Annotated in this window: 36 protein-coding genes; 6 read left to right on the forward strand and 30 right to left on the reverse strand. The window is 34.5% G+C overall.

Annotated elements, in window-relative coordinates; genetic code table 11:
- Positions 1-9 precede the first annotated feature (9 nt).
- Complete coding sequence (locus FBFL15_RS12820) at positions 10-2,160, reverse strand: GH92 family glycosyl hydrolase (protein ID WP_014084989.1); 2,151 nt, start codon at positions 2,158-2,160, stop codon at positions 10-12.
- Positions 2,161-2,479: 319 nt separating this feature from the next.
- Between FBFL15_RS12820 and FBFL15_RS12825 the strand changes: the two genes are divergently transcribed.
- From FBFL15_RS12825 to FBFL15_RS12850, 6 genes are all read left to right on the forward strand, one after another.
- Complete coding sequence (locus tag FBFL15_RS12825) at positions 2,480-3,352, forward strand: AraC family transcriptional regulator (protein ID WP_014084990.1); 873 nt, start codon at positions 2,480-2,482, stop codon at positions 3,350-3,352.
- A gap of 215 nt (positions 3,353-3,567) precedes the next feature.
- Positions 3,568-3,864: a DUF493 family protein gene (locus tag FBFL15_RS12830; RefSeq protein WP_014084991.1), complete on the forward strand. Its 297-nt coding sequence runs from the start codon at positions 3,568-3,570 to the stop codon at positions 3,862-3,864.
- Positions 3,865-3,928: 64 nt separating this feature from the next.
- Positions 3,929-4,639 (forward strand): DUF4290 domain-containing protein, encoded by a 711-nt coding sequence (locus tag FBFL15_RS12835; RefSeq protein WP_014084992.1) that lies wholly within the window; start codon positions 3,929-3,931, stop codon positions 4,637-4,639.
- Between the two features lie 68 nt (positions 4,640-4,707).
- Positions 4,708-6,018, forward strand: coding sequence for a UDP-N-acetylglucosamine 1-carboxyvinyltransferase (murA, locus tag FBFL15_RS12840; protein ID WP_014084993.1), 1,311 nt, complete (start codon positions 4,708-4,710; stop codon positions 6,016-6,018).
- A 280-nt stretch (positions 6,019-6,298) separates the two neighbouring features.
- Positions 6,299-7,171 (forward strand): cation diffusion facilitator family transporter, encoded by an 873-nt coding sequence (locus FBFL15_RS12845; RefSeq protein ID WP_014084994.1) that lies wholly within the window; start codon positions 6,299-6,301, stop codon positions 7,169-7,171.
- A gap of 80 nt (positions 7,172-7,251) precedes the next feature.
- The gene (locus FBFL15_RS12850; protein ID WP_014084995.1) at positions 7,252-8,514 is read left to right on the forward strand and encodes a hypothetical protein; all 1,263 of its coding nucleotides are present in this window, start codon (positions 7,252-7,254) and stop codon (positions 8,512-8,514) included.
- A 108-nt stretch (positions 8,515-8,622) separates the two neighbouring features.
- Here FBFL15_RS12850 and FBFL15_RS12855 read toward each other — a convergent pair whose 3' ends face one another.
- From FBFL15_RS12855 to rplB, 29 genes are all read right to left on the reverse strand, one after another.
- The gene (locus tag FBFL15_RS12855; protein WP_014084996.1) at positions 8,623-9,429 is read right to left on the reverse strand and encodes a Cof-type HAD-IIB family hydrolase; all 807 of its coding nucleotides are present in this window, start codon (positions 9,427-9,429) and stop codon (positions 8,623-8,625) included.
- 434 nt (positions 9,430-9,863) lie between these two features.
- Positions 9,864-11,147, reverse strand: coding sequence for a citrate synthase (locus tag FBFL15_RS12860; protein ID WP_014084997.1), 1,284 nt, complete (start codon positions 11,145-11,147; stop codon positions 9,864-9,866).
- A gap of 199 nt (positions 11,148-11,346) precedes the next feature.
- A complete protein-coding gene (gene eno / locus FBFL15_RS12865; protein WP_014084998.1) occupies positions 11,347-12,633 on the reverse strand; it encodes a phosphopyruvate hydratase in 1,287 nt (428 codons plus the stop codon).
- A 103-nt stretch (positions 12,634-12,736) separates the two neighbouring features.
- A complete protein-coding gene (gene carA / locus FBFL15_RS12870; protein WP_014084999.1) occupies positions 12,737-13,846 on the reverse strand; it encodes a glutamine-hydrolyzing carbamoyl-phosphate synthase small subunit in 1,110 nt (369 codons plus the stop codon).
- Between the two features lie 113 nt (positions 13,847-13,959).
- Positions 13,960-14,445, reverse strand: a complete 486-nt coding sequence (rplQ, locus tag FBFL15_RS12875) for a 50S ribosomal protein L17 (protein WP_014085000.1) — start codon at positions 14,443-14,445, stop codon at positions 13,960-13,962.
- A gap of 39 nt (positions 14,446-14,484) precedes the next feature.
- Positions 14,485-15,477 carry a DNA-directed RNA polymerase subunit alpha gene (locus FBFL15_RS12880; RefSeq protein WP_014085001.1) on the reverse strand — a complete coding sequence of 331 codons (993 nt, stop codon included), beginning with the start codon at positions 15,475-15,477 and terminating at the stop codon, positions 14,485-14,487.
- Between the two features lie 20 nt (positions 15,478-15,497).
- Positions 15,498-16,103, reverse strand: coding sequence for a 30S ribosomal protein S4 (rpsD, locus tag FBFL15_RS12885; protein WP_014085002.1), 606 nt, complete (start codon positions 16,101-16,103; stop codon positions 15,498-15,500).
- 91 nt (positions 16,104-16,194) lie between these two features.
- Entirely contained in the window at positions 16,195-16,578 is a 384-nt protein-coding gene (rpsK, locus tag FBFL15_RS12890) for a 30S ribosomal protein S11 (protein ID WP_007803677.1), read from the reverse strand.
- Between the two features lie 8 nt (positions 16,579-16,586).
- Positions 16,587-16,961, reverse strand: a complete 375-nt coding sequence (rpsM, locus tag FBFL15_RS12895) for a 30S ribosomal protein S13 (RefSeq protein ID WP_014085003.1) — start codon at positions 16,959-16,961, stop codon at positions 16,587-16,589.
- A 2-nt stretch (positions 16,962-16,963) separates the two neighbouring features.
- Positions 16,964-17,080 (reverse strand): type B 50S ribosomal protein L36, encoded by a 117-nt coding sequence (gene ykgO / locus FBFL15_RS16220; RefSeq protein WP_002987490.1) that lies wholly within the window; start codon positions 17,078-17,080, stop codon positions 16,964-16,966.
- Between the two features lie 70 nt (positions 17,081-17,150).
- A complete protein-coding gene (gene infA, locus FBFL15_RS12900; protein ID WP_007136545.1) occupies positions 17,151-17,366 on the reverse strand; it encodes a translation initiation factor IF-1 in 216 nt (71 codons plus the stop codon).
- Positions 17,367-17,370: 4 nt separating this feature from the next.
- Positions 17,371-18,732: a preprotein translocase subunit SecY gene (gene secY, locus FBFL15_RS12905; RefSeq protein ID WP_014085004.1), complete on the reverse strand. Its 1,362-nt coding sequence runs from the start codon at positions 18,730-18,732 to the stop codon at positions 17,371-17,373.
- 12 nt (positions 18,733-18,744) lie between these two features.
- A complete protein-coding gene (gene rplO, locus FBFL15_RS12910; RefSeq protein ID WP_014085005.1) occupies positions 18,745-19,197 on the reverse strand; it encodes a 50S ribosomal protein L15 in 453 nt (150 codons plus the stop codon).
- Positions 19,198-19,209: 12 nt separating this feature from the next.
- On the reverse strand, positions 19,210-19,392 hold the full coding sequence (rpmD, locus tag FBFL15_RS12915) for a 50S ribosomal protein L30 (protein ID WP_014085006.1): 183 nt from the start codon (positions 19,390-19,392) through the stop codon (positions 19,210-19,212).
- 13 nt (positions 19,393-19,405) lie between these two features.
- Positions 19,406-19,930 (reverse strand): 30S ribosomal protein S5, encoded by a 525-nt coding sequence (rpsE, locus tag FBFL15_RS12920; RefSeq protein WP_014085007.1) that lies wholly within the window; start codon positions 19,928-19,930, stop codon positions 19,406-19,408.
- Between the two features lie 5 nt (positions 19,931-19,935).
- Entirely contained in the window at positions 19,936-20,286 is a 351-nt protein-coding gene (gene rplR, locus FBFL15_RS12925) for a 50S ribosomal protein L18 (protein ID WP_014085008.1), read from the reverse strand.
- 11 nt (positions 20,287-20,297) lie between these two features.
- Complete coding sequence (gene rplF / locus FBFL15_RS12930) at positions 20,298-20,840, reverse strand: 50S ribosomal protein L6 (RefSeq protein ID WP_014085009.1); 543 nt, start codon at positions 20,838-20,840, stop codon at positions 20,298-20,300.
- Positions 20,841-20,856: 16 nt separating this feature from the next.
- Positions 20,857-21,255, reverse strand: coding sequence for a 30S ribosomal protein S8 (gene rpsH / locus FBFL15_RS12935; protein ID WP_014085010.1), 399 nt, complete (start codon positions 21,253-21,255; stop codon positions 20,857-20,859).
- A gap of 92 nt (positions 21,256-21,347) precedes the next feature.
- Positions 21,348-21,617, reverse strand: coding sequence for a 30S ribosomal protein S14 (gene rpsN, locus FBFL15_RS12940; protein ID WP_014085011.1), 270 nt, complete (start codon positions 21,615-21,617; stop codon positions 21,348-21,350).
- Between the two features lie 3 nt (positions 21,618-21,620).
- Positions 21,621-22,172: a 50S ribosomal protein L5 gene (rplE, locus tag FBFL15_RS12945; protein WP_014085012.1), complete on the reverse strand. Its 552-nt coding sequence runs from the start codon at positions 22,170-22,172 to the stop codon at positions 21,621-21,623.
- 2 nt (positions 22,173-22,174) lie between these two features.
- Positions 22,175-22,489, reverse strand: a complete 315-nt coding sequence (rplX, locus tag FBFL15_RS12950; protein ID WP_014085013.1) for a 50S ribosomal protein L24 — start codon at positions 22,487-22,489, stop codon at positions 22,175-22,177.
- Between the two features lie 11 nt (positions 22,490-22,500).
- Positions 22,501-22,869, reverse strand: a complete 369-nt coding sequence (rplN, locus tag FBFL15_RS12955) for a 50S ribosomal protein L14 (protein WP_007803649.1) — start codon at positions 22,867-22,869, stop codon at positions 22,501-22,503.
- 2 nt (positions 22,870-22,871) lie between these two features.
- Positions 22,872-23,129, reverse strand: a complete 258-nt coding sequence (gene rpsQ / locus FBFL15_RS12960; RefSeq protein ID WP_014085014.1) for a 30S ribosomal protein S17 — start codon at positions 23,127-23,129, stop codon at positions 22,872-22,874.
- Between the two features lie 17 nt (positions 23,130-23,146).
- Positions 23,147-23,338, reverse strand: a complete 192-nt coding sequence (gene rpmC / locus FBFL15_RS12965) for a 50S ribosomal protein L29 (RefSeq protein WP_014085015.1) — start codon at positions 23,336-23,338, stop codon at positions 23,147-23,149.
- A gap of 13 nt (positions 23,339-23,351) precedes the next feature.
- On the reverse strand, positions 23,352-23,777 hold the full coding sequence (rplP, locus tag FBFL15_RS12970) for a 50S ribosomal protein L16 (RefSeq protein ID WP_014085016.1): 426 nt from the start codon (positions 23,775-23,777) through the stop codon (positions 23,352-23,354).
- Positions 23,778-23,796: 19 nt separating this feature from the next.
- Positions 23,797-24,555 (reverse strand): 30S ribosomal protein S3, encoded by a 759-nt coding sequence (rpsC, locus tag FBFL15_RS12975; protein ID WP_014085017.1) that lies wholly within the window; start codon positions 24,553-24,555, stop codon positions 23,797-23,799.
- 5 nt (positions 24,556-24,560) lie between these two features.
- Positions 24,561-24,974, reverse strand: a complete 414-nt coding sequence (rplV, locus tag FBFL15_RS12980) for a 50S ribosomal protein L22 (RefSeq protein WP_014085018.1) — start codon at positions 24,972-24,974, stop codon at positions 24,561-24,563.
- Positions 24,975-24,980: 6 nt separating this feature from the next.
- Entirely contained in the window at positions 24,981-25,259 is a 279-nt protein-coding gene (gene rpsS, locus FBFL15_RS12985; protein ID WP_014085019.1) for a 30S ribosomal protein S19, read from the reverse strand.
- 7 nt (positions 25,260-25,266) lie between these two features.
- Positions 25,267-26,091 carry a 50S ribosomal protein L2 gene (gene rplB / locus FBFL15_RS12990; protein WP_014085020.1) on the reverse strand — a complete coding sequence of 275 codons (825 nt, stop codon included), beginning with the start codon at positions 26,089-26,091 and terminating at the stop codon, positions 25,267-25,269.
- Positions 26,092-26,096: the final 5 nt, after the last annotated feature.

A 26,096-nucleotide genomic window follows, 5' to 3' on the forward strand; every position in this document is an offset into this window, starting at 1 on the left:
AAGTGGTGTTTAATGGTTAGTCATCAAAAAATGAAGTATTCCTCCATTTTGTATATCTTTAAAGTGAATAATCGGTTTTTCTATTACGTTTCCGTTTAATTTTGCCAGCTCTTGCAAGTTGTTTTCTTTTGAAAATTGAGACGCTTTTATGGTAAATTTTTTGTGGTTAGGAAGTTTCAATACGGCCTTTTTCACTTGAGGTGTTCCCAAAACAAATTCACCATTGGCAGGATTCACGGGATAAAAACCTAAAGTAGATAAAATATACCAAGCCGACATTTGACCGCAATCGTCATTTCCAATCATGCCATCAGGGGTGTTGTTGTGAAATTCGTTTATGATTTTATGAATGTATTTCTGTCCCACTTTTGGAGTGTCTGAAAAAGCAAATAAGTAAACAATATGATGACTCGGCTCGTTGCCATGAGCATATTGCCCAATTAGCGCTTCTTGTCCTAAAAATTTATTTGGATTAATACTTTCAATAGTAAAAAAATCATTTAATTTTTTAGTGAAAGCGGTTTTTCCACCCAAAAGATTTTGCATGCCTTCCACATCAAATTGTGCGGGTGTCCAAAAATATTGCCAGGCATTGGCTTCGGTATAATCACCAGGGTTGTTCATGGGCGATGTGGCAGTTAATGGATCAAACGGTGTTCTCCAATTACCATTACTGTCTTTGCCTCGAAATAATTGTGTTTCAGGGTCAAATAAATTTTGATAAAAATGAGCTCTTTTATTAAATTCATTTTCAATTGACAAATTGCCTAATTTTTTTGCCATTTGCGCCACACACCAATCATCATATCCACTTTCCAAAGTTCTTGAAACGGCTTCATTGTCCAATTTATCAAACGGATAATAGCCGTATTTTTGATACAATTCCCAATCGGAATTAATGTGACTTTTGGTTGAAGTTTCAATCATGGCTTTGAGTGCTTCGTTTTTATCAAACCCTTGAAAACCATTAGAATATGCCGATAAAAGCATCGGAATGGCGTGGTTGCCAATCATGCAATAATTATCTTGCCCCCAAGCCGTCCAAATGGGCAGAAATCCAGTTGTTTTGTGATGTAAAAGTAGCGTATTCACAATACCATCAATTTTTTCTGGGGCAATAATTTGTAATAATGGAAAAGCGCCTCTATAAATATCCCAAATGGATAAAGTGGAATAATAGGCGTTGTTTGGAGCTTTTTGAATTTGATCATCAGCCCCGCGATAATTGCCATCCACATCAGCAATATTGGACGGTTGCAGCAATACATGATAGAGCGAGGTGTAAAAAAGTGCTTTTTGTTTGGCAGTTGCTTTGATGCTAATGCTACTCAAATAGTTTTCCCAAGCGTTTTCTGCATGGTGTTTCACTTGTTCAAAATTCCAATGTGGTATTTCGGTTTGTAGGTTCAATTTTGCCCCTTCAACACTCACTGTGGAAAGTGCAATTTTGATGTTCAAAAGTTTATTTTTGGCTAAATCAAAATCCAAATGATATTTGGGTGCATTTTCTTTTGAGCCTCTTGGAAGTTGCTCTATTTTTGAAAAAGGTGTTTCAAATTGAATGGTGAAAAAATACTTTTTTGTTACCCAAGCTTTCGTTTTGCAATAGCCTGAAATAGTGTTGTTATTTTCAATTTTTATATCGCTTTCCAAAACCAAACTATCATTAAAAAATTGAATACCATGCTGGAAATCGAGCAATAATTTAGCATGAACATCAGGATACGTATATCGATGAAAAGCTACTCTTTCGGAACAACTCAATTCTACCTTAACTCCGTCTTTTTTGGTTAGGGAATAATAGCCAACGCTTGCTTTTTCGGTGTTTTTATGATAGCTATTTTTGAAATAAGGTTGTTTTTCATCAAAAGGGAGCAACAAAATATTTCCCATTTCGCCAATGCCTGTGCCACTGAAACGCATTTGCGAAAAGCCCAAAAGCAAGGTGTCTTTATATTGATAACCACTGGTATGATTCCAGCCCGAAGTTGCATTGTCTGGTCCGGGTTGCACCATTCCAAAAGGCATCGATGGACCTGGAAAGTTGTGTCCTGTGCCATCGGTTCCAATGAAAGGGTTTACGTGTTTCCTATTTTGAGCATTTGTAAAAAAAGAAAGAAGTAGGATAAATACAAATATGTTTTTTTTATGTTGTTCCATTTTTTAAATTCTAGTTATTCCTTAATTCTGAAATTTTTACTGTTTTTTGGTAATATTTGTCAAAGTTTTAAATTTTGAGAAAAATATATTCTAAATAAATTTCGTTTAATTGAAACACAAAATTATTTTTTATTGATGGAATAAATTAGCATAAAATTGTTCAATACTAACACTATATTGAATTTTATTTGATTATTTTTGTTTTATGAAGTAAATTTGCAATTGTGAAATAGCCATTAACAACTCATTTGTGCAAGTAAATACATTAGAATAAAAAGGCTATAAAAGTTATGACCACTATCAAATAAATTTTACAGCAATGAAAGCAATTTTAGAAAATATTTCATCTAGTAATGGAAACTCGAGTTTTCGAGCCTATCGGTATCAAGTTCCATTTTTTGAGTTCAAATGGCATTATCATCCCGAATGGGAACTGACGTATATTGTGCAAGGCAATGGGTATCGTATTGTGGGCAATTCTTACGAGTCTTTTTCCGCAGGCGATTTAGTATTGTTGGGAAGCAATTTGCCTCACACGTGGACAGGAAAAACAGACAACGACGCAGAATCTGATGCCGTAGTAATTCAGTTTTCTATGGATTTTATGCTTCCATTTTTGAAACTTCAAGAAGGAATTGCCATAAAAAATATGTTAGTACAGGCGGCTCGAGGTTTGGTTTTTCCGCCCGAAAATGAATTGGTAACTGCAATTTTGGAATTACCCCATTTGCAAGGAATGGAAAAAGTGATGCGATTTATTGCTCTTTTAGACAAATTGGCACAAATACCAGCAAAATATATTGCTCCAAACACCTTTCACAATGTAGTTTCTAAAAAAAATGAATTGCGAATCAACAAAGTGTGCACTTTTTTGCAGGACAATTTTCATCAAAAAATAACTTTGCAAGCGGTTGCCGAATTGATACATGTTACCGAAAGTAATTTTTGTAAATTTTTCAAAAAAGCAACTGGAAAAACCCTTTCCGATTATGTAAACGAATTGCGAATCAACGAAGCCAGCAGGTTATTATTGCTATCGGATGCAACCATCAATCAAATTTCCTATTCCTGCGGATTTGAAACATTGAGTTATTTCAATCGCATTTTTCTAATTAAAAAAGGCACATCGCCCAAGAAATTTAGAGAAATAAACATACCCGCCATGATGAAAAAATCCACATCACAAATTTAAACCAAAAACGCCAATATATAGGTCAATCTGCTTTTTTTTTGCTAAAATGAGTCAAAAAAAACAGTTCCGTAGCCAATTGTGCAACCCTTTTTTCTAAAAAATCAAATCGCCTCTTTGGACTGTTGCATTTATATTGGGTATGGTTTAAAAAAAATAAATGGAAAAATCATTTTATCAAATCAAAAATGTATCTTTGCTTTTATTTTATTAAAAAAATGGAAGACAATAAAGCAAAAGAAACAGCGGCATTTTATGAACGACTCAAGGTAGAATTGGATAATAGCAACACTTGGCCAGCCACTTATTTGTACAAATTTATAGTTCCTAGTTTGAATGACAATGTTTTAAAAGTTGAGGAGGCATTTAATTGTATGGGAGCTGTTATCAAAACCACCAAGTCCAAAACGGGCAAGTTTACCAGTATTTCTGTAGATGTAACGATGAAAGATGCCGACGAAGTCATTTCAAAATACAAAGAAGTATCTACAATAGAAGGCATTGTTTCATTATAAAACTGCTTGGTTTTATGAGCTTATAATATCCAAATCCAACGAATTATTATTTTCAATACAAAATATGAATTATATTAAAGAAAATGCCAAAGATGTGGTGTTCAATTTAGAATACAACTCTGAAAGACAGCATCTTATCATTCCAGAATACGGTCGTCATTTGCAAAAACTGATCAATCAAGCTACTGCCATTGCAGATGATGAAGAGCGAAATAAAGCCGCCCAATACATTATTCAAGTTATGGGAAGTTTGAACCCTCATTTGAGAGATGTTCCCGATTTTCAGCATAAGTTATGGGACCAATTGTTTATTATGTCTGATTTCAAAATCAATGTAAATTCGCCATATCCTATTCCGTCTCGAGAGGTTTTACAAATGAAACCCGATGCGTTGCAATATCCTCAAAATTATCCAAAATACCGATTTTATGGCAACAATATCAAATACATGATTGATGTGGCCAATAAATGGGAAGAGGGCGAAATGAAAAGTGCTTTGGTAAAAGTAATTGCCAATCACATGAAAAAATCGTACTTGAGTTGGAACAAAGATACTGTAACCGATGCGGTGATTTTTGAACATTTGTATGAATTATCTGAAGGCAAACTTAACTTGATGCAAAGCACAGAAGAACTGTTGAACACCAACGAATTGATACGTACAAACAAGAGGGTTTCAAACAAAATTGTTCCTAATACCAATCAAAAAATTGTTCCTAATAAAGGGCCAAAAAACAGCAAAATTATACCCAAAAAAATGAAGTCGAAGTTTTAACACCTCAAATTTTGACTTGGCAACAATAAAACTAAACTAAAAAGATAACCAAAAGCATTAAAATAAAAATGGGGACATTTAAAATTGAAGGAGGCAAAAGCCTAAAAGGAGCCATCACGCCTCAAGGGGCTAAAAATGAAGCATTACAAATTTTGTGTGCCGTACTTTTAACGCCAGAAAAAGTAACCATCCATAATATCCCTGACATTATAGATGTTAATAAACTCATTACCCTTTTAGGTAATTTGGGGGTTAAAATTCAAAAAAATGGCCCAAGCAGCATGACATTTCAGTCGGACGAAGTAAATGTGGGCTATTTGGAAACAGAAGCCTTTAAAAAAGAAGGTGGTTCGCTCCGAGGGTCTATCATGATCGTGGGGCCTTTGTTGGCCCGATTTGGCAAAGGATATATACCAAAACCTGGAGGGGACAAAATAGGAAGACGACGATTAGATACTCATTTTGAAGGGTTTATCAATTTGGGGGCAAAATTTAGATACAACCGAGAGGATCATTTTTATGGTGTAGAAACCAGCGAAAAGCTCAAAGGTACTTATATGTTGTTAGACGAAGCCTCTGTAACAGGTACTGCTAATATTGTTATGGCAGCTGTATTGGCAGAGGGGGTAACAACTATTTACAATGCTGCTTGCGAACCTTATTTGCAACAACTTTGTAAAATGCTTAATTTGATGGGGGCAAAAATTAGTGGCGTTGGTTCAAACTTATTAACCATTGAAGGGGTTGAAGCCCTTGGTGGATGCGAACACCGCATTTTGCCCGACATGATCGAAATAGGATCGTGGATTGGACTTGCTGCCATGACAAAATCGGAAATTACTATCAAGAATGTGAGTTGGGAAAACTTGGGTATTATACCAAGTACATTTAGAAAATTAGGTATTACGATAGAGAAAAAAGGAGATGACATTTATATACCAGCACATACAAATGGTTATGAAGTAAAAACCGATATTGACGGGTCGATACTTACCATTGCCGATGCTCCTTGGCCAGGTTTTACGCCTGATTTGTTGAGCATTATTTTGGTAGTGGCTACGCAGGCAAAAGGCGATGTATTGATACATCAAAAAATGTTTGAAAGCCGTTTGTTTTTTGTGGACAAATTGATCGATATGGGAGCCAAAATCATGTTGTGTGATCCACACCGAGCGGTGGTTATGGGACACAATTTTGAGTCGCAATTGAAAGCCACTGTAATGAGTTCGCCAGACATTAGAGCGGGTATTTCGTTGTTGATAGCGGCCCTTTCGGCAAAAGGAACAAGTACCATTCAAAACATTGAACAAATAGACAGAGGTTACGAAAAAATAGATGAACGCTTGCGGGCCATTGGAGCACATATTGTTCGTTTGTAAGATGGGTAGGTTGTTTTGCACCAATTTTGTTGGAACCCCGTGTTGCGTGAGGGATAGTAGTGAAAATCCTTTTTTGCCCCGTCTTTTTGGGGCAAAAAAGATTGTAACGGATAGCCCGACCCGTAGTTTACGGAGGGGCACGCCCAAATGAACGACCTATTTGTAGCAAACACCTTTTGCCATGATTATGACTTGATATCGTTTTGTTTTTTGGCTATTCGACGGGGAAGAGCAAGGAGCAAAACGGTATTTTTATTAAATATTTATTTATAATTATTAGATGACAAATGAACAAACTGCAATAAAGGCAACTTATTTTAGTATTTTGGGTAATGCTGGATTGGCGTTGGTAAAGGGTTTTGCAGGGATTTTTGGTAATTCGTATGCCTTAATTGCCGATGCTATTGAATCGACAACGGATATTTTTGCGTCATTTTTGGTGCTTTTTGGGATAAAATATGCCAACAGACCGGCAGATGACAACCATCCGTATGGACATGGCAGGGCTGAGCCATTGATTACTTTTATTGTGGTGGGGTTTCTTATAGCGTCGGCCGTTTTTATTGCTCACGAAAGTATTATCAATATTCAAACACCACACCAATTGCCCAAAACTTGGACCTTGTATATCCTTGGAGGCATTATTTTGTGGAAAGAGTTTTCGTTTAGATTGGTTATGCAAAAAGGTAAAGCTACTAATAGCTCATCGCTTATAGCCGATGCGTGGCACCATCGGAGCGATGCTATAACGTCTGTTGCGGCTTTTATTGGGATTGCAATGGCCTTGTATTTGGGCAAAGGATATGAAGCGGCCGATGATTGGGCGGCTTTGTTGGCTTCTGGTTTTATAATTTATAATAGTTATTTGATTTTTAGACCCGCTTTGGGCGAAATTATGGACGAACATTTGTATGACGACTTGATTGTAGAAATTAGGCAGTACTCTAAAGAGGTTTTGGGGATTATAGACACCGAAAAATGTTTTATTCGCAAAGCGGGAATGCAGTATCATGTGGATTTGCATGCCATTGTAGATGCCAATATTTCGGTAAAAGCAGGGCACGACTTGGCCCACAATTTAAAAGATTATTTACGATTGAAGATACCTAATATTGGACATGTTTTGATTCATATTGAACCCTCGCATGAATAATGGTATTGGTTTTTTTTGAACAAAAAACGAATTGAATAAAAAAACATTACCTTCGTTGGGTAATTAAATTGTATTGCAAAATGAAATTAAAAGGTGTATTTGTTTTATTATTTATAAGCATTAGCGTACTTTCTAGGGCGAGTTTTATCTTGTTGCCAATGGACGAAACGACCCAAAAAAACCATTTAAAAGCATACGGTATCACCTATTGGGTGCTAAGCAAAGACTACAAAGCCAGTTGGTTGTTGAATTTTAGAGGGGGTTCGTTTTTGTTGCCCGATGCAACCGAAATTCGAAAAGAATGTCAAGTAAGGGGTGTGAGTTTTGAAATTTTATCGGATGCAGAACAGGCGTCGCTATTGGCTGAAATAGCCAGTCCGTCTCAAAACATGGAAGCCGTAGTGCTGGAAAAAGCTCCCAAAATTGCTGTTTATACGCCAAAAGGCAAACAGCCGTGGGACGATGCTGTTACGATGGTGCTTACGTATGCCGAAATTCCGTTTACGGCTATATATGACGAAGAAGTTTTGGGCGATCAATTATTGTTATACGAATGGTTGCACCTGCATCATGAAGATTTTACGGGACAATACGGAAAGTTTTATGGGGCTTATAGAAATGCTCCATGGTATATGGAGCAAAAACAAGAGGCCGAATTGTTAGCCCAAAAGTTGGGTTATAGCAAAGTATCTGAAGAAAAATTAGCAGTAGCCAAAAAGATAAGGGATTATGTTATTGGAGGAGGCTTTTTATTTGCAATGTGTTCGGCAACAGATAGTTTCGATATAGCACTTGCGGCAGAGGGTACCGATATTTGCGAAACCATGTTTGATGGCGACCCAAGTGACTCTAATTATCAATCGAAAATACACGATGCTAATAGCTTTGCATTTAAAAATTTTACATTGGACAGAAAACCAGATCATTATGAATTTTCGGATATCGATATGACCGAAAAACGTAAAATCCCGATGGAAAAAGACTATTTTACACTGATGGATTTTTCTGCAAAATGGGATGCAATACCTACCATGTTGTGTCAAAATCATACGCAATTGATCAAAGGATTTATGGGGCAAACCACTTCATTTGATGCGTCGTTGATTAAAACAAATGTTTTAGTTTTGGCAACGAACGAAGTAAATGGCGAAGTCCGTTATTTGCATGGCGAAAAGGGCAAAGGCATGTTTACCTACTACGGCGGACACGACCCCGAAGACTACCAACACCGGGTGGGAGATGCCCCAACGGTTTTAGACTTGCACCCTAATTCTCCAGGATTCAGACTGATTTTAAACAACGTATTGTTTCCCGCAGCTCGAAAAAAGAAACAGAAAACATAATTTTGTTGCCTTTCAATCATAAAATAATTTGATTGTACTGCTAACCAAACCCCTCGTAGGTACCTTTTCACTACTATCACTAACGCTAAACACGGTAATAAACAGCATTTATACTAAAAAATATTGATTCAAATAAGTTGCTACTCCATCTTGATGGTTCGTTTGAATCACTTCCAAATGGGCTAATTTTTCTTTTAAAGATAGAGGAGCATTACCCATTATACAAGCTTTGTGTGATGCTAGCAACATTTTTTCATCATTAAAACCATCGCCAAACGAAATAGTTTCATAAAACGTGTAACCTTCTTTTGCCAATATTTGTGCAATGGCATGACTTTTATCTACTGTTTTGTCCATAAATTCCAAACAAATGGGCAAACTAAAAGCATGGTTAAATTCATTTGGATGAATCTCTAAAATTTGCTGTTGGATTTTTTGTAACTTTTGATGGTCGTCGTGAGAAAAAAATATTTTGATGGCCTCAAAATCTGTAATAGACTTAAAATCAACTATTTGCGGATGGTATGTTACTACTTTTTGAAAACTATTCAATTTTTCGTTTACTTGATTTGTTTGCCAATAATCTTCTTTAAACATGACCATAGTAACTTCTGGATCAAAGTGTAAAGACAAAATAGAGGCTACCTTTTGGGGATCCATATTTTTGGCATACATCAATTGTTTGTTTGGGGAGTGTATTCTGGCCCCGTTTGAGGTTACCAAATAAAGCGGCACTCCTAACTTTTCTACTAACGGAAGCGCATCCAAATGGTGGCGGCCTGTGGCTACAATAAACAAATAATCTTCCAAATAGAGTTCTTGAAACACTTGCTGAGTAAAGTCTGAAATGGAATGATTGTTGTTGAGTAAAGTTCCGTCTAAATCGGTAATGATAACACGTGTATGATGAGGCATTGGTAAAATGTTTACGTTTTTTTGAAAGTTTAGTTGAGTAAATTGAACAAAATTTTGTAGTTTTTAAAATAAATGTTCTCAATATTGTAATTTTTATATTATTTTTAATGTTAAATATAAAAAATTCCTTTTGCTTATTTTTGATTTTTGGTAACTTATGTAACAATAATCCCACATAAGATATACCTCGTTTCCTTATTTTAGGTATTCTTCAGGCTTATTATATTTGGGTGTTCATTTATCAATCCAAAAATAATAAAATAAAACCAATAATAAAAAATAAATGTTTGTTTTTCAAAATGTGCTAAATTCAATTAGCAAATTTAGAAGTACCTTTTTTTGATTGTCATAAAATGGGATGGAAATGATTTTAATACAAGAAAAAGCCTCAAATATAATATTACTTGAGGCTTTTTTATTAAAAAAATAAATTTTTATCTTTTGTCCATTTCTTTGAAATCACGAAGTGCATAACCTGTATATACTTGTCTTGGGCGTCCAATTGGTTCTTTGTTTACACGCATTTCTTTCCATTGTGCAATCCAACCTGGCAAACGGCCAATCGCAAAAAGTACCGTAAACATATCGGTTGGAATTCCTAAAGCACGATAAATAATACCAGAATAGAAATCGACATTTGGATATAATTTTCTAGAAACAAAATAATCATCTACTAAAGCAGATTCTTCTAATTTTTTAGCAATTTGAAGAATAGGGTCGTTTACACCTAGTGTAGCCAAAACCTCGTCTGCAGCCTTTTTGATGATTTTAGCTCTTGGATCGAAGTTTTTATATACACGGTGACCAAATCCCATCAAACGGAAAGGATCTTCTTTATCTTTGGCTTTTGCCAAATATTTGTCGGCATCTCCACCATCTTTTTGAATTTCTTCTAACATTTCCAACACGGCTTGATTTGCACCTCCATGAAGTGGTCCCCAAAGAGCTGAAACACCAGCCGAAATAGAAGCAAATAATCCTGCATGAGAAGAACCCACCATACGAACGGTAGATGTAGAACAATTTTGTTCGTGATCTGCGTGAAGAATAAATAATTTATCCAAAGCAGCAATAACTACGGGGTCTATTTTATAAGGGCCTGTTGGTAATTCAAACATCAAACGCATAAAATTTTCAACATATCCTATGGTATTGTCATAATAATTCAAAGGGAATCCCATACTTTTTCTGTATGTCCATGTAGCAATTACAAGGAATTTACCCATTGTTTTACAAACGGCTTCATACATTTCCTTTTCATTTTCAACATTTACCGATTTAGGGTTAAAAGCAGTAAGGGCACTTGTTAAAGAAGACAAAACACCCATTGGATGGGCTGTTTTTGGAAAACCATCAATGATATTTTTCATTTCTTCGTTTACCAATGTATATTTTCGGATGTCATTTTCAAAATCCTCTAATTGTTTTTGGGTAGGCAATTCTCCAAAAATAACCAAATAAGAGACCTCTAAAAAATCAGCTTTTTCGGCCAAATCTTCAATAGAATAACCTCTATATCTCAATATTCCTTCTTCTCCATCAAGAAAAGTAATATCTGATTTACATACACCAGAGTTTTTATAACCTGGATCCATCGTTATAGCACCAGATACATCTCTAAGTTTATTGATGTCTATGGCTACTTCGTTTTCTGTACCAATAATAACTGGGAGTTCATATTTTTTCCCATCTAATTCTAAAATTGCTGTTTTTGACATAATATGTTTGAAGTTTTTCCTTTTTATAAAAATAATTTAACAAATTTAATAAATTAAAAATTAAAAAAAAACTTTTACTTAAACGTTTTCGTAAAATTTATAAAAAATTATATTTCTGTTAAAATATTGAGTCATTAATAAAAAAAGCACTCGAAAAGTTATAATAACTTAACGAGTGCTGATTATTATGTAGCTCTATTTATTTGAATGCTTTTACACCAGGAAAATAAGCAGTTGCACCTAATTCCTCTTCAATACGAATCAATTGATTGTATTTTGCCATACGATCTGAACGAGAAGCTGATCCTGTTTTAATTTGTCCGCAGTTGAGGGCAACAGCTAAATCTGCAATTGTATTGTCTTCTGTTTCCCCAGAACGGTGAGACATTACAGAAGTGTAGCCTGCATTTTTTGCCATATTTACTGCAGCAATAGTTTCAGTTAATGTTCCGATTTGATTTACTTTAACTAAAATTGAATTGGCAATTCCTTTTTCGATTCCAGTAGCTAATCTTTCTACATTCGTTACAAATAAATCATCTCCTACTAATTGTGTTTTATTACCTATTTTTTCTGTAAGATATTTCCATCCTTCCCAGTCGTTTTCCTGCATTCCATCTTCAATAGAAATAATAGGATATTTTGATGCTAAATCCGCTAAGTAATCTGCTTGTTCTTGTGAGGTTCTCACCTTGCCGGTTGCACCTTCAAATTTTGTATAATCATACTTGCCCTCTACATAAAATTCAGATGCAGCACAATCTAAAGCAACCATAATTTGGTCTCCAAAGGTATAACCAGCTTTTTCAACAGCCAGTTTGATAGTGTCTAAAGCATCTTCTGTTCCGCCAGCCAAGTTTGGAGCAAAACCACCTTCATCGCCTACAGCTGTAGAAAGGCCTCTATCATGAAGCACTTTTTTCAAATTATGAAAAATTTCAGTTCCCATTTGAAGAGCATGTGAAAAAGATGTTGCTTTGACGGGCATTATCATAAACTCTTGAAATGCTATAGGAGCATCAGAATGAGACCCTCCATTGATGATGTTCATCATAGGCACTGGAAGCGTGTTGGCCGAAACACCCCCCACATAACGATACAATGGCAAACCTAACTCGTTAGCAGCTGCTTTTGCTACTGCTAAAGAAACACCAAGTATAGCATTGGCACCTAAATTAGATTTGTTTGGTGTACCATCTAAATCAATCATCATCTGGTCTATAGCATTTTGCTCAAAAACAGAAGAGCCAACAAGTGATTCTGCAATTTTAGTATTCACATTTTCTACAGCTTTCAAGACACCTTTGCCTAAAAAGTTTTTGCCACCATCACGTAATTCAACCGCTTCGTGTTCGCCAGTAGAAGCTCCAGATGGAACTGCCGCACGACCTAAAATACCATTTTCTGTAATAACATCTACTTCTACAGTAGGATTTCCACGTGAATCAAAAATTTGTCTTGCATGAATTTTTACTATAATGCTCATAATTATTATTTTTAAAGTTGATTTTATAATTTACAATTACAAATATATTCTATATTTTTTTATCAATAATATAATAATTTATAATATTATTAACGATAACGATTTAGCGTTGTCCCAATTTTATATTGTCTATAAACTGATCAAATAAATATGTAGAATCGTGAGGTCCTGGACTCGATTCTGGATGAAATTGTACTGAAAAACAATTTTTATGCGTCATCTTCATTCCAGCTACCGTGCCGTCATTCAAATGAAGATGTGTGATTTCTAAATCAGTACTGCTATCCAAAGCATTTTTATCGACTGCAAAACCATGATTTTGAGACGTAATTTCGCCTTTACCAGTTTGAATATTTTGCACAGGATGATTGATGCCTCGGTGACCATTAAACATTTTAAAAGTAGGGATTCCATTAGCTAAAGCAATGACTTGATGTCCCAAACAGATACCAAAAAGAGGTAAATTTTGTGCCATAATTTCTTTTGCTACTGCAATTGCACTATCTAATGGTTCTGGATCTCCAGGTCCGTTAGACAAAAAATAACCATCCGGTTGAAAAGCAGCTAAATCTGAAAATGAAGCGTTATATGGAAAAACTTTTATATAACAATCACGTTTCGCTAAATTACGTAAAATATTAGTTTTGATTCCCAAATCTAAAGCGGCAATTTTATATGTAGCAAGTTCATTACCAAAATAATAAGGCGTTGTAGTTGAAACTTTTGAAGCCAATTCTAAACCTTTCATATTTGGAACAGAAGCTAATAAAGCTTGAAGCGTTTCAATATCGGTATCGTCCGTACAAATTACTGCATTCATAGCCCCATTATCACGAATGTAACTTACAAGTGCTCTAGTATCTACATCTGCAATACAAATTAAATTTTGTTTTTGAAAATAAGATTCTAATGAACCTGAAGCACTTGGTCTTGAATGATTAAAACTAAAATTTTTACATACCAATCCTGCTATTTTAATGTCTTGAGATTCAATTTCTTGATCATTTACACCATAATTACCAATATGAGGATGGGTAGCCACCATGATTTGCCCAAAATAAGATGGGTCTGTAAATATTTCCTGATATCCTGTCATACCAGTATTAAAACAAACTTCACCAAAAGTTTTGCCGCTAATACCAATAGATTTGCCATAAAATATTGTGCCATCACTTAAAAGTAGGATAGCTTGTTGTCTTGTTGTGTATTTCATTAGTAGTTAGTTGAAATGCAAAATTAATAAATTAAAAGAAAATATAAAGTAAAAACATAAAAAAAGGACAAACTTAATAAAGTTTATCCTTTGATATTAATGCAATTAAATCATTATTCGGCAGATTCAGTAGTTTCTGTTTCAGTAGCAGGATTTTCAGCTACTTCTTCTGTTTTTTTAGCTTTACCACCACGACGGCTTTTAGCTTTTTTAACTTCTTTTTTACCACCGTTATAAATTTCGTTAAAATCAACAAGTTCGATCATTGCCATATCAGCATTATCTCCCAAACGATTACCAACTTTTATAATTCGGGTGTATCCACCAGGACGATCTCCTACTTTTTCAGCTACTTCTCTGAATAATTCAGTTACAGCATACTTATTACGAAGGTTTGCAAAACAGATACGACGGTTGTGTGTTGTATCTTGTTTAGATTTTGTTATTAAAGGCTCAACAAATTGTTTAAGCGCTTTTGCTTTAGCAACAGTAGTGTTTATACGTTTGTGCTCAATAAGAGAACAAGCCATATTAGCCAACATAGATTTTCTATGCCCAGTTTGTCTGCTAAGATGATTGAATTTTTTTCCGTGTCTCATTGCTGTGTAAAATTTAATCTCACCAAAAGGTGGACTAGATTAATCTTTATCTAATTTGTATTTTGTTAAATCCATTCCGAAAGTTAAATTTTTAACCGCAACAAGTTCATCAAGTTCAGTTAAAGATTTTTTACCAAAATTTCGGAATTTCATAAGGTCATGTTTATTGAAGGATACCAAATCTCCAAGTGTTTCAACTTCTGCCGCTTTCAAACAGTTCAAAGCTCTTACTGACAAATCCATATCTACAAGCTTCGTTTTTAATAACTGACGCATGTGTAAAGACTCTTCGTCATAAGATTCTGTTTGAGCAATTTCATCAGCCTCAAGAGTAATTCTTTCATCAGAAAATAACATAAAGTGGTGAATTAACACTTTTGCAGCTTCGGTGAGAGCATCTTTTGGATGAATAGAACCATCAGTTTTAATTTCAAAAACTAATTTTTCGTAATCGGTTTTTTGCTCAACACGAAAGTTTTCAATGGAATACTTTACATTTTTTACAGGTGTAAAAATTGAATCAGTAAAAATAGTTCCAATAGCTGCATTTTGTTTTTTATTTTCTTCAGCAGGAACATAACCTCTACCCTTTTCGATTGTTAGCTCAAAACTCAATTTGATACTAGCATCTAAATTACAAATAATCAAATCTGGATTCAATACTTGAAAACCAGAAATAAATTTTTGAAAATCTCCAGCAGTAAGTTTGTCTTTTCCAGAAATTGAAATCGAAACAGTTTCATTATCAACTTCATCAATCTGACGTTTGAAACGAACTTGTTTAAGATTTAAAATAATTTCTGTTACATCTTCAACTACTCCAGAAATAGTAGAGAACTCATGATCTACACCTTCAATTCTTACAGAGGTAATTGCATACCCTTCTAAAGCAGAAAGCATAACTCTTCTAAGAGCATTACCAACAGTCAATCCATAACCAGGTTCTAAAGGTCTAAATTCAAATTTACCTTCAAAATCGGTTGAATCGATCATGATAACTTTATCGGGCTTCTGAAAATTAAATATTGCCATAATTTCGACTAAGTCAATTATTATTTGTTGTACAATTCGACGATAAGTTGTTCTTTGATATTTTCTGGAATTTGAATTCTAGCAGGAACAGATACAAATGTTCCTTCTTTTTTATCATTATTCCAAGTAATCCATTCATAAACATGGCTAGAGTTAGATAAAGAACGATCGATAGTTTCTAAAGATTTAGATTTTTCACGAACGGCAACTACATCACCAGCTTTTAAATGATAGGATGGTATGTTTACACACTCTCCATTTACTGTAATATGTCTGTGAGATACAATTTGTCTTGCGGCTCTTCTTGAAGGAGCAATTCCCATTCTAAAAACCACATTATCTAATCTTGCTTCACATAATTGTAAAAGAACTTCACCAGTTACCCCTTTCGTTGCAGAAGCTTTTTCAAAAAGGTTTCTAAATTGCTTTTCTAAAATTCCATAAGAATATTTAGCTTTTTGTTTTTCCATTAATTGGACAGCATATTCAGATTTTTTACCTCTCTTTTTAGCTAAACCATGTTGCCCTGGTGGGTAATTTCTTTTTTCGAATGCTTTATCGTCTCCGAAAATCGCTTCGCCAAATTTACGTGCTATTTTGGTTTTTGGACCAGTATATCTTGCCATTTTTTTAAAAATTTAAGGTAGAAATTATGAATTCAGGTCTAATCCTTCGATAATTATGTTGCTACCTTGTTATACTATTTACTTTATAAAATTATACTCTACGTCTTTTTGGAGGACGACATCCGTTATGAGGCATTGGTGTTACATCAATAATTTCTGTAACTTCAATTCCTCCATTATGTATGGAACGTATAGCAGACTCACGTCCGTTACCTGGTCCTTTTACATAAACTTTAACTTTTTTCAATCCAGCTTCAAGAGCTACTTTACTACAATCTTCTGCGGCCATTTGAGCAGCATAAGGAGTATTCTTTTTAGAACCTCTGAAGCCCATTTTACCAGCTGAAGACCATGAAATCACTTCACCTTTTTTGTTTGTCAAAGAAATGATGATGTTGTTGAAAGTAGCAGAAATATGAGCTTCTCCAGTTGACTCAACAATAACTTTACGTTTTTTTGCAGTTGCTTTAGCCATATTACTTATTATTTAGTTGCTTTTTTCTTGTTAGCAACAGTTTTTCTTTTACCTTTTCTAGTTCTAGAATTATTTTTAGTTCTTTGACCTCTTAACGGAAGTCCAGATCTATGACGGATTCCTCTGTAGCATCCAATATCCATCAAACGTTTGATGTTTAAAGATATTTCAGAACGCAATTCTCCTTCAATTTTAAAAGAAGAAACGGCATCCCTAATGGCTCCAATTTCGTCGTCATTCCATTCATTAACTTTCTTGTCTTGGCTAACTTGAGCTTTATCTAAAATCTCAATAGCTCTACTATTTCCTATTCCGAAGATATAGGTAAGTGCAATAACACCTCTCTTGTTTTTTGGGATATCTACCCCTGCAATTCTTGCCATAATTATCCTTGTCTTTGTTTAAATCTAGGATTCTTTTTGTTAATCACGTATAATCTGCCTTTACGACGCACAATAATGCACTCGGCACTTCTTTTTTTAACTGATGCTCTTACTTTCATTTTTTAATTGCTTTTTGCTATATGCCTTACGCTAAACATAAAATGTACTTGCCTATTGCTTATTGCTTATTTAATATCTATAAGTAATTCTTGCTTTTGACAAATCGTAAGGACTCATTTCTAACTTAACTTTATCACCAGGTAATAATTTAATATAATGCATACGCATTTTTCCAGAAATATGAGCTATTACAATATGTCCATTTTCTAATTCTACTCGAAACATTGCATTAGATAATGCTTCGATTATCGATCCGTCTTGTTCTATTGCTGATTGTTTTGCCATAATATTAAGCTAATGCTTTTCTATTTTTGCCTGTTTTCATTAAACCATCGTATTCTTTATTCAATAAATAAGTGTTAATTTGTTGAATAGTATCAATAACAACACCTACCATAATAATTAAAGAGGTACCTCCAAAGAATAACGCCCATGATTGTTGAACATTGAGCAAATTTACAACAATTGCTGGAAATATAGCTATCAATGCTAAAAATAATGCACCAGGCAAAGTAATTAATGACATTAAGTGGTCTAAAAAATCAGATGTTTCTGCGCCTGGCTTAATTCCAGGGATAAAACCACCGCTTCTTTTTAAATCATCTGCCATTTTATTAGTTGGAACTGTAATTGCAGTATATAAATAGGTAAATACAACAATCAATGTAGCAAAAACAACATTATACCATAGTCCAAAAATATTACTAAAAGCTGCACTAATAGATTGAGCAGTTTCAGATGTTTTAGATAATCCCGCAATTGCAGATGGTATAAACATAATAGCCTGAGCAAAAATTATTGGCATAACTCCCGAAGCGTTTAATTTTAATGGAATCCATTGTCTGTTAGCATCTAGCATATCCTGTTCAAAATCGCCCGAAGCAGTACGTCTTGCGTATTGTACAGGGATTTTACGAACAGCCATCACTAGCAATACACAAGCAATGATTACTAAAAACCAAATAATTATTTCAAAAACAATTAACATAGGTCCTCCATTATTTTGAGAAACAACAGACGAAAACTCTTGAATAAAAGCTTGAGGCATTCTAGCCAAAATTCCAATCATTATCAACAAAGAAATACCATTTCCGATACCTTTGTCTGTAATTTTTTCACCCAACCACATAGCAAAAATAGTTCCTGTTACTAATATCGTTACGGATGAAAATAGGAAAGAAAACTCAGAAATCAACTCTGGATTAGTTGAAGAAATAATTGCATTTGGTATCGTTCTGTAAAGATTATAAATATAACCTGGACCTTGTACTAATGTAATCAAAATAGTTAACCAACGGGTAATTTGGTTAATTTTCTTTCTTCCGCTCTCGCCATCTTTTTGAAGTTTTTGCAAATAAGGAATAGCAATTCCCATTAACTGCACCACAATAGAAGCAGATATATAAGGCATAATACCTAATGCAAATACAGAAGCTTTAGAAAACGCACCACCTGTAAAAACGTTGATTAACCAACCAATACCTTCACTAGTTTGATTTGAAAGTTGATCTAATTTTGTAGCATCAATACCTGGAAGCGTAACATGCGCTCCAAATCGATAAACTAATAGAAGCCCCAAAGTAATGAGGATTCTATTTTTTAGTTCTTCGATTTTCCAAACATTAATAAATGATTCAATAAATTTCTTCATCTTGATTGAATTTTACAATGTTACAGCTTCACCACCTGCTGCTTCAATAGCAGCTTTTGCAGAAGCAGTAAATTTATGAGCAGTTACTTTTAATTTTGCTTTAAGCTCGCCTCTACCTAAAATTTTAACAATTTCATTTTTAGTAGCTAAACGATTTTGAACAAATACTGACATATCAACAGTATCTTGAATCGCACCATTATCAACTAATAATTGAAGCGTATCTAAATTTACACCTTCGTAATTTTTACGATTAATGTTTTTAAAACCAAACTTAGGCACACGTCTTTGAAGTGGCATTTGACCACCTTCAAAACCAATCTTTTTTGAATAACCAGAACGTGATTTTGCTCCTTTGTGTCCTCTTGCAGAAGTACCACCTTTTCCAGAACCTTCGCCTCTACCTAATCTTTTATTTTGATTGTGTGTTGATCCTTCAGCAGGTTGTAAATTACTTAAATTCATAACTGTAATTAATTATTTAGCTTCTTCAACAGAAACTAAGTGTTTTACTTTGTTTATCATCCCAAGTATAGTAGCATTTGATTCATGCTCTACTACTTGTCCCATTTTACGAAGTCCTAAAGCCTCTAATCCTCTTTTTTGTGTAAGAGGACAATTGATTTTACTTCTAACTTGTTTTACTAATAACTTAGCCATAATTTCCGTTGAATTAACCTTTAAAAACTTTTTCTAATGAAACCCCTCTTTGTTTTGCAACCGTATGAGCACTTCTCATTTGCAATAATGCATCAAAAGTAGCTTTTACTACGTTGTGAGGGTTAGACGATCCTTGAGATTTTGATAATACATCATGAATACCTACTGATTCAAGTACTGAACGAACAGCACCACCAGCAATAACTCCAGTACCATGAGAGGCAGGAATTAAAAATACACGTGCACCACCAAATTTACCTTTTTGTTCGTGTGGTACAGATTGACCATTCAAAGGAATTTTTACTAAATTTTTCTTAGCATCTTCAACTGCTTTAGCAATCGCTTCAGATACATCTTTAGATTTTCCTAAACCATGACCCACTACACCATTTTCATCACCAACCACTACAATAGCAGAAAAGCCAAATGCTCTACCCCCTTTTGTAACTTTAGTAACACGATTTACACTTACCAAACGATCTTTTAATTCTAATCCACTTGGTTTTACAAACTCTACATTCTTGTATTTATTAGACATATATATTAGAATTTAAGTCCAGCAGCTCTTGCGCCTTCTGCTAATGATTTAATACGACCGTGATATAAATAACCTCCTCTATCAAATGTTACTGTTTCGATTCCAGCTTTTAAAGCTTTTTCGGCAACAAGTTTACCAACAGCTGAAGCTACTTCAACATTCGTACCTTTTCCTATTTCTTTTTCTCTTGAAGATGCAGCTAACAAAGTAACTCCATTTACGTCGTCAATTAATTGAGCATAAATTTCTTTATTACTTCTAAATACAGAAAGTCTAGGTTTAGCAGTAGTACCACTAATTGTTTTTCTTATTCTATATCTAATTCTCTGTCTTCTATCAGATTTTGTTAATGACATAATCTTATTTTTTAAGCTGATTTACCTGCTTTTCTTCTTAATACTTCACCTACGAATTTAACACCTTTTCCTTTGTAAGGTTCTGGTTTACGGAAACCTCTAATTTTTGCCGCAATTTGACCCAAAAGTTGTTTGTCAAATGATGTTAATTTCACAATTGGATTCTTCCCTTTTTCTGAAATAGTTTCCAAAGTTACCTCAGGAGCTACTTCTAAAATAATATTGTGTGAGAATCCAAGAGCCAAATCTAATTTTTGACCTTGATTTGAAGCTCTATAACCAACTCCAACCAACTCCAAAGATTTGGTAAAACCTTCAGACACTCCAATAATCATATTATTGACTAATGATCTGTACAAACCGTGTTTTGCTCTATGGTTTTTATGATCAGACGATCTTTCTACTATAACTTGATCGCCTTCAACTTTTACACTTACATCCGAAAACTCTTGTGTTAGTTGACCTAATTTTCCTTTTACTGTAATTACACCTTCCTGAACATCTACTGTTACTCCGGCTGGAACTACAATTGGATTTTTACCTATTCTTGACATATTGTAGTCTTAATTATTAGTATACGTAACAAATTACTTCTCCACCAACATTCAATTGTTTTGCTTGCTTTCCAGTCATTAAACCTTTAGAAGTTGAAACAATAGCAATTCCTAATCCGTTAAGGATTCTAGGAAGTTTAGAAGCACCCGCATATTTACGTAAACCAGGTTTACTAATTCTTTGAATATCTTTAATTACAGGCTCTTTAGTATCTTTATCATACTTCAAAGCAATTTTGATTGAACCTTGTACAGCGTTCTCTTCAAATTTGTAACTTAAAATATATCCTTGATCAAATAAAATCTTGGTGATTTCTTTTTTAAGATTAGAAGCAGGTATTTGCACCACTTTGTGGTTAGCTGCTACCGCATTTCTAATTCTTGTTAAATAATCTGCAATAGGATCTGTATTCATTTACTTTATATTTGCGATTCCGGTTTTCAATAAAACTATTTTATTGAACCTAAAATCAATTAAATTAATTTTAAAACAGCTCTTTCTGGCAATTACCAGCTCGCTTTTTTAACTCCAGGAATTAATCCTTGGTTAGCCATTTCACGGAATGTAACACGAGAAATACCAAACTGACGCATATACCCTCTAGGTCTTCCAGTTAATTTACAACGATTGTGTAAACGAACTGGCGAAGCATTTTTAGGTAATTTTTGTAAACCTTCATAATCTCCAGCTTCTAATAAAGCTTTTCTTTTTTCGGCATACTTTGCAACAGTTTTTTCTCTTTTTACCTCACGGGCTTTCATTGATTCTTTTGCCATGTCTTAATTCTTTTTAAAAGGTAATCCTAATTGAGATAACAAAGATTTTGCTTCTTTATCTGTACTGGCAGACGTAACAAAAGTGATATCCATACCAGATATTTTATTTACTTTATCAATATCAATTTCAGGGAAAATGATTTGTTCTAAAACACCAAGGTTGTAATTTCCTCGTCCGTCAAAACCAGTAGCTTTAATTCCGCTAAAGTCTCTAACTCGTGGTAATGCTGATGTAATTAGTCTATCTAAAAACTCATACATTCTTTCGCCACGCAATGTTACTTTTGCACCAATTGGCATTCCTTTTCTTAATTTAAAAGACGCAACGTCTTTTTTAGAAATAGTGGAAACTGCTTTTTGTCCAGTAATCTTAGTCAATTCATCAACTGCATAGTCAATTAATTTTTTGTCAGATACTGCTGCACCAACTCCTTTACTCAAAACGATTTTTTCCAATTTTGGAACTTGCATTACGTTTTTGTAACCGAATTCTTCTGTAAGAGCAGCAATAACTCTGCTCTTATATTCATCTTTTAGTCTAGGTATATAAGCCATTACTATAATACTTGATTAGATTTTTTTGAAAATCTTACTTTTTTATCTCCTTCTATTCTTATTCCAACTCTAGTTGTTTCCTTTGTTTTAGGATCAATTAGAGCTATGTTTGAAATTTGAATAGGAGCTTCTTTTTTCACAATACCACCTTGTGGATTTTTTGCACTAGGTTTTGTATGTTTAGAAACCATATTTACAGCCTCTACAATCGCTTTGTTTTTCTCACGATCCACTTTTAGTACTTTGCCTTCTGCCCCTTTGTGGTCTCCAGCAATTACTCTCACGATGTCTCCTGTTTTAATTTTTAGCTTTATCATTTCAATAATAATTAAAGCACTTCAGGTGCTAATGATACAATTTTCATGAATTGTTTTTCACGAAGTTCTCTTGCTACCGGACCAAAAACACGAGTGCCTCTCATTTCACCAGCTGCGTTTAACAACACACAAGCGTTGTCATCAAATCTGATATATGAACCATCGGCTCTTCTTACTTCTTTTTTGGTACGTACAACAACTGCAGTTGAAACAGCTCCTTTTTTTACGTTTCCGTTTGGAGTTGCATCTTTAATAGAAACTACAATCTTGTCTCCAACAGAGGCATACCTTCTTTTGGTACCTCCTAAAACACGGATAGTTAAAACTTCTTTTGCTCCCGTGTTATCTGCTACTTTTAGTCTTGATTCTTGTTGTACCATAATTATTTAGCTCTTTCAATGATTTCAACTAATCTCCAACATTTAGATTTACTCAAAGGGCGAGTTTCGCTTATCTTTACAGTATCTCCAATGTTACAGTCGTTTGTTTCGTCGTGTGCAACATATTTTTTTGTTTTCAACACGAACTTACCGTATAAAGGGTGTTTTACTTTACGTACTTCAGCAACTACAATAGATTTATCCATTTTGTTTGAAGTAACAACACCAATTCTCTCTTTTCTTAAATTTCTTTTTTCCATCTTTCAGCAGAATACAATTATTGTAACTCTCTTTTAGTAAGTTCTGTAGCTATTCGAGCAATTGATCGTCTTATACTTCTAATTTGAAGTGGGTTTTCAATTGGTGAGATAGCGTGAGCCATTTTCAAATCAGCATATACTTTTTTGGTTTGGCTTAATTTCTCTTGCAACTCCGCTGCAGAAAGATTTTTTATTTCTGATTGTTTCATAATATAATATTAATTATGCTTCGAAATCTCTAGCAACGACAAATTTTGTTTTTACTGGTAATTTTTGAGCTGCCAATCTTAATGCTTCTTTTGCAACAGATAATGGCACACCACCAACTTCAAACATAATTTTTCCAGGTTTAACAACGGCAGCCCAATATTCTACGGCTCCTTTACCTTTACCCATACGTACTTCAAGAGGCTTTTTTGTAATTGGTTTGTCTGGGAAAATTTTGATCCATAACTGACCCTCTCTTTTCATGAAACGAGTTGCTGCAATACGAGCGGCTTCTATTTGACGTGATGTTAAAAACATTCCATCTTCATGTACAGATTTGATTCCAAACATGCCATTAGAAAGTTCATGACCTCTTTGAGAGTTACCTTTCATTCTACCTTTTTGTACCTTACGGTATTTTGTTCTTTTAGGCTGTAACATTTTTCTTTAATTTAAATAATTACTTTCTTTTACGAGCGTCTGATTTTCCACCTTTATTAAAGTTAGATTTGCCTCTTGGAGCATCTCCACCTTTACCACCACCGGTTCCAGATTGTTTTTTATCCATTCCAGCTAGTGGAGAAAGATCTCTCTTCCCATAAACTTCACCTTTCATGATCCATACTTTGATACCCATTCTACCATAAGTAGTATGCGCTTCTGCCAAAGCATAATCAATATCAGCTCTAAAAGTTGATAGCGGTATTCTTCCTTCTTTAAAACCTTCTGATCGTGCCATTTCAGCTCCATTCAAACGTCCAGATATTAAAACTTTAATCCCTTCTGCGTTCATTCGCATGGTAGAAGCAATTGCCATTTTAATAGCTCTTCTGTATGAAATACGGCTTTCGATTTGACGACAGATGCTTGTTGCAACTAAATAAGCATCTAATTCAGGTCTTTTGATTTCAAAGATATTGATTTGTACCTCTTTGTCAGTAACTTTTTTAAGTTCTTCTTTCAACTTGTCTACCTCTTGACCACCTTTTCCGATAATGATACCAGGTCTGGCCGTAGTGATAGTAACGGTTACAAGTTTTAAAGTTCTTTCAATAATTACTTTTGATACACTTGCTTTTGATAAACGAGCATGAATGTACTTTCTGATTTTATAATCTTCGGCTAATTTATCGCCATAATCATTTCCACCGAACCAGTTTGAATCCCATCCTCTGATGATACCAAGTCTATTTCCAATTGGATTTGTCTTTTGTCCCATGCTGCTTATGAATTGCTTTGTGTGTTATCTATTTGTCCTAATACGATGGTTACGTGGTTAGAACGTTTTCTTATTCTGTGTGCACGACCTTGAGGTGCTGGACGAAGTCTTTTTAACATCATTCCTCCATCTACCCTGATCTCTTTAACAAAAAGGCCTGCTTCTTCTAAATTAGCATCAGCATTTTTTTGCTCCCAATTGTTGATAGCAGATAATACTAATTTTTCTAATTTTCTTGATGCCTCTTTTGTACTAAATCTTAATATATTTAGTGCTCTTTCTATCTTCTGTCCTCTTACTAGATCTGCTACTAAGCGCATTTTTCTAGGTGAAGTAGGGCAGTTATTCAATTTTGCAAAAGCAATAGACTTGTTAGCCTCTTTTCTTGCATCTGCTGTTTCTCTTTTACGAACTCCCATTGCTTCTTATTTTTTACCTTTATTTTTTGCTCCAGCATGACCTCTAAAAGATCTAGTTGGTGAAAACTCTCCTAGTTTGTGTCCTACCATGTTTTCTGTTACGTAAACTGGTACAAATTGACGACCGTTATGTACTGCGATTGTTTGTCCAACAAAGTCTGGTGTTATCATCGAAGCTCTAGACCAAGTCTTTACTACTCCTTTGTTTCCTTTTTCTATGTTTTCTTGAACTTTCTTGTCTAACTTATAATGAACGAAAGGTCCTTTTTTTAATGAACGTGCCATATCTTACTTATTTCTTTCTACGTTCTACAATATACTTGTTACTCGGATTTTTCTTAGAACGCGTTCTATAACCTTTTGCAGGTATTCCTTTTCTTGAACGTGGATGTCCTCCAGAAGAACGGCCTTCTCCACCTCCCATAGGGTGATCAACAGGGTTCATTGCTACAGGTCTTGTTCTTGGTCGTCTTCCTAACCATCGTGTTCTACCTGCTTTTCCAGATACTACTAATTGATGATCAGAATTTGATACTGCTCCAATAGTTGCAGAGCAAGTCAACAAGATTAATCTTGTTTCGCCTGATGGCATTTTGATTGTTGCAAATTTTCCGTCTCTTGCCATTAATTGTGCAAATGTACCCGCAGAACGAGCGATAACAGCTCCTTGTCCTGGACGTAATTCAATACATGAAATTACAGTTCCTAATGGTATTTTGCTTAATGGTAGTGTATTGCCAATTTCTGGTTGTGAATCTGGTCCAGAAACTAATTTCTGACCTACTTTTAAACCATTTTGAGCAATAACGTAAGTTTTTTCTCCGTCAGCATAAGCTAACAAAGCTATAAAAGCAGTTCTGTTTGGATCGTACTCAATAGATTTTACTGTGGCTGGAATTCCAACTTTAGTTCTTTTAAAATCGATGATACGATAACGTTGCTTATGACCACCACCCGTATAACGCATGGTCATCTTTCCTTGACTATTTCTACCTCCAGAGTTTTTTATCGGTGCTATCAAAGAGCGTTCCGGCTTATCAGTTGTAATGGCGTCATAACCATTCACAACTCTAAATCGCTGACCTGGGGTAATAGGTTTTAATTTTCTTACTGACATTGTAT

Origin of the sequence: Flavobacterium branchiophilum FL-15 (assembly GCF_000253275.1) — a bacterium.
GTDB classification, from domain to species: Bacteria; Bacteroidota; Bacteroidia; order Flavobacteriales; family Flavobacteriaceae; genus Flavobacterium; species Flavobacterium branchiophilum.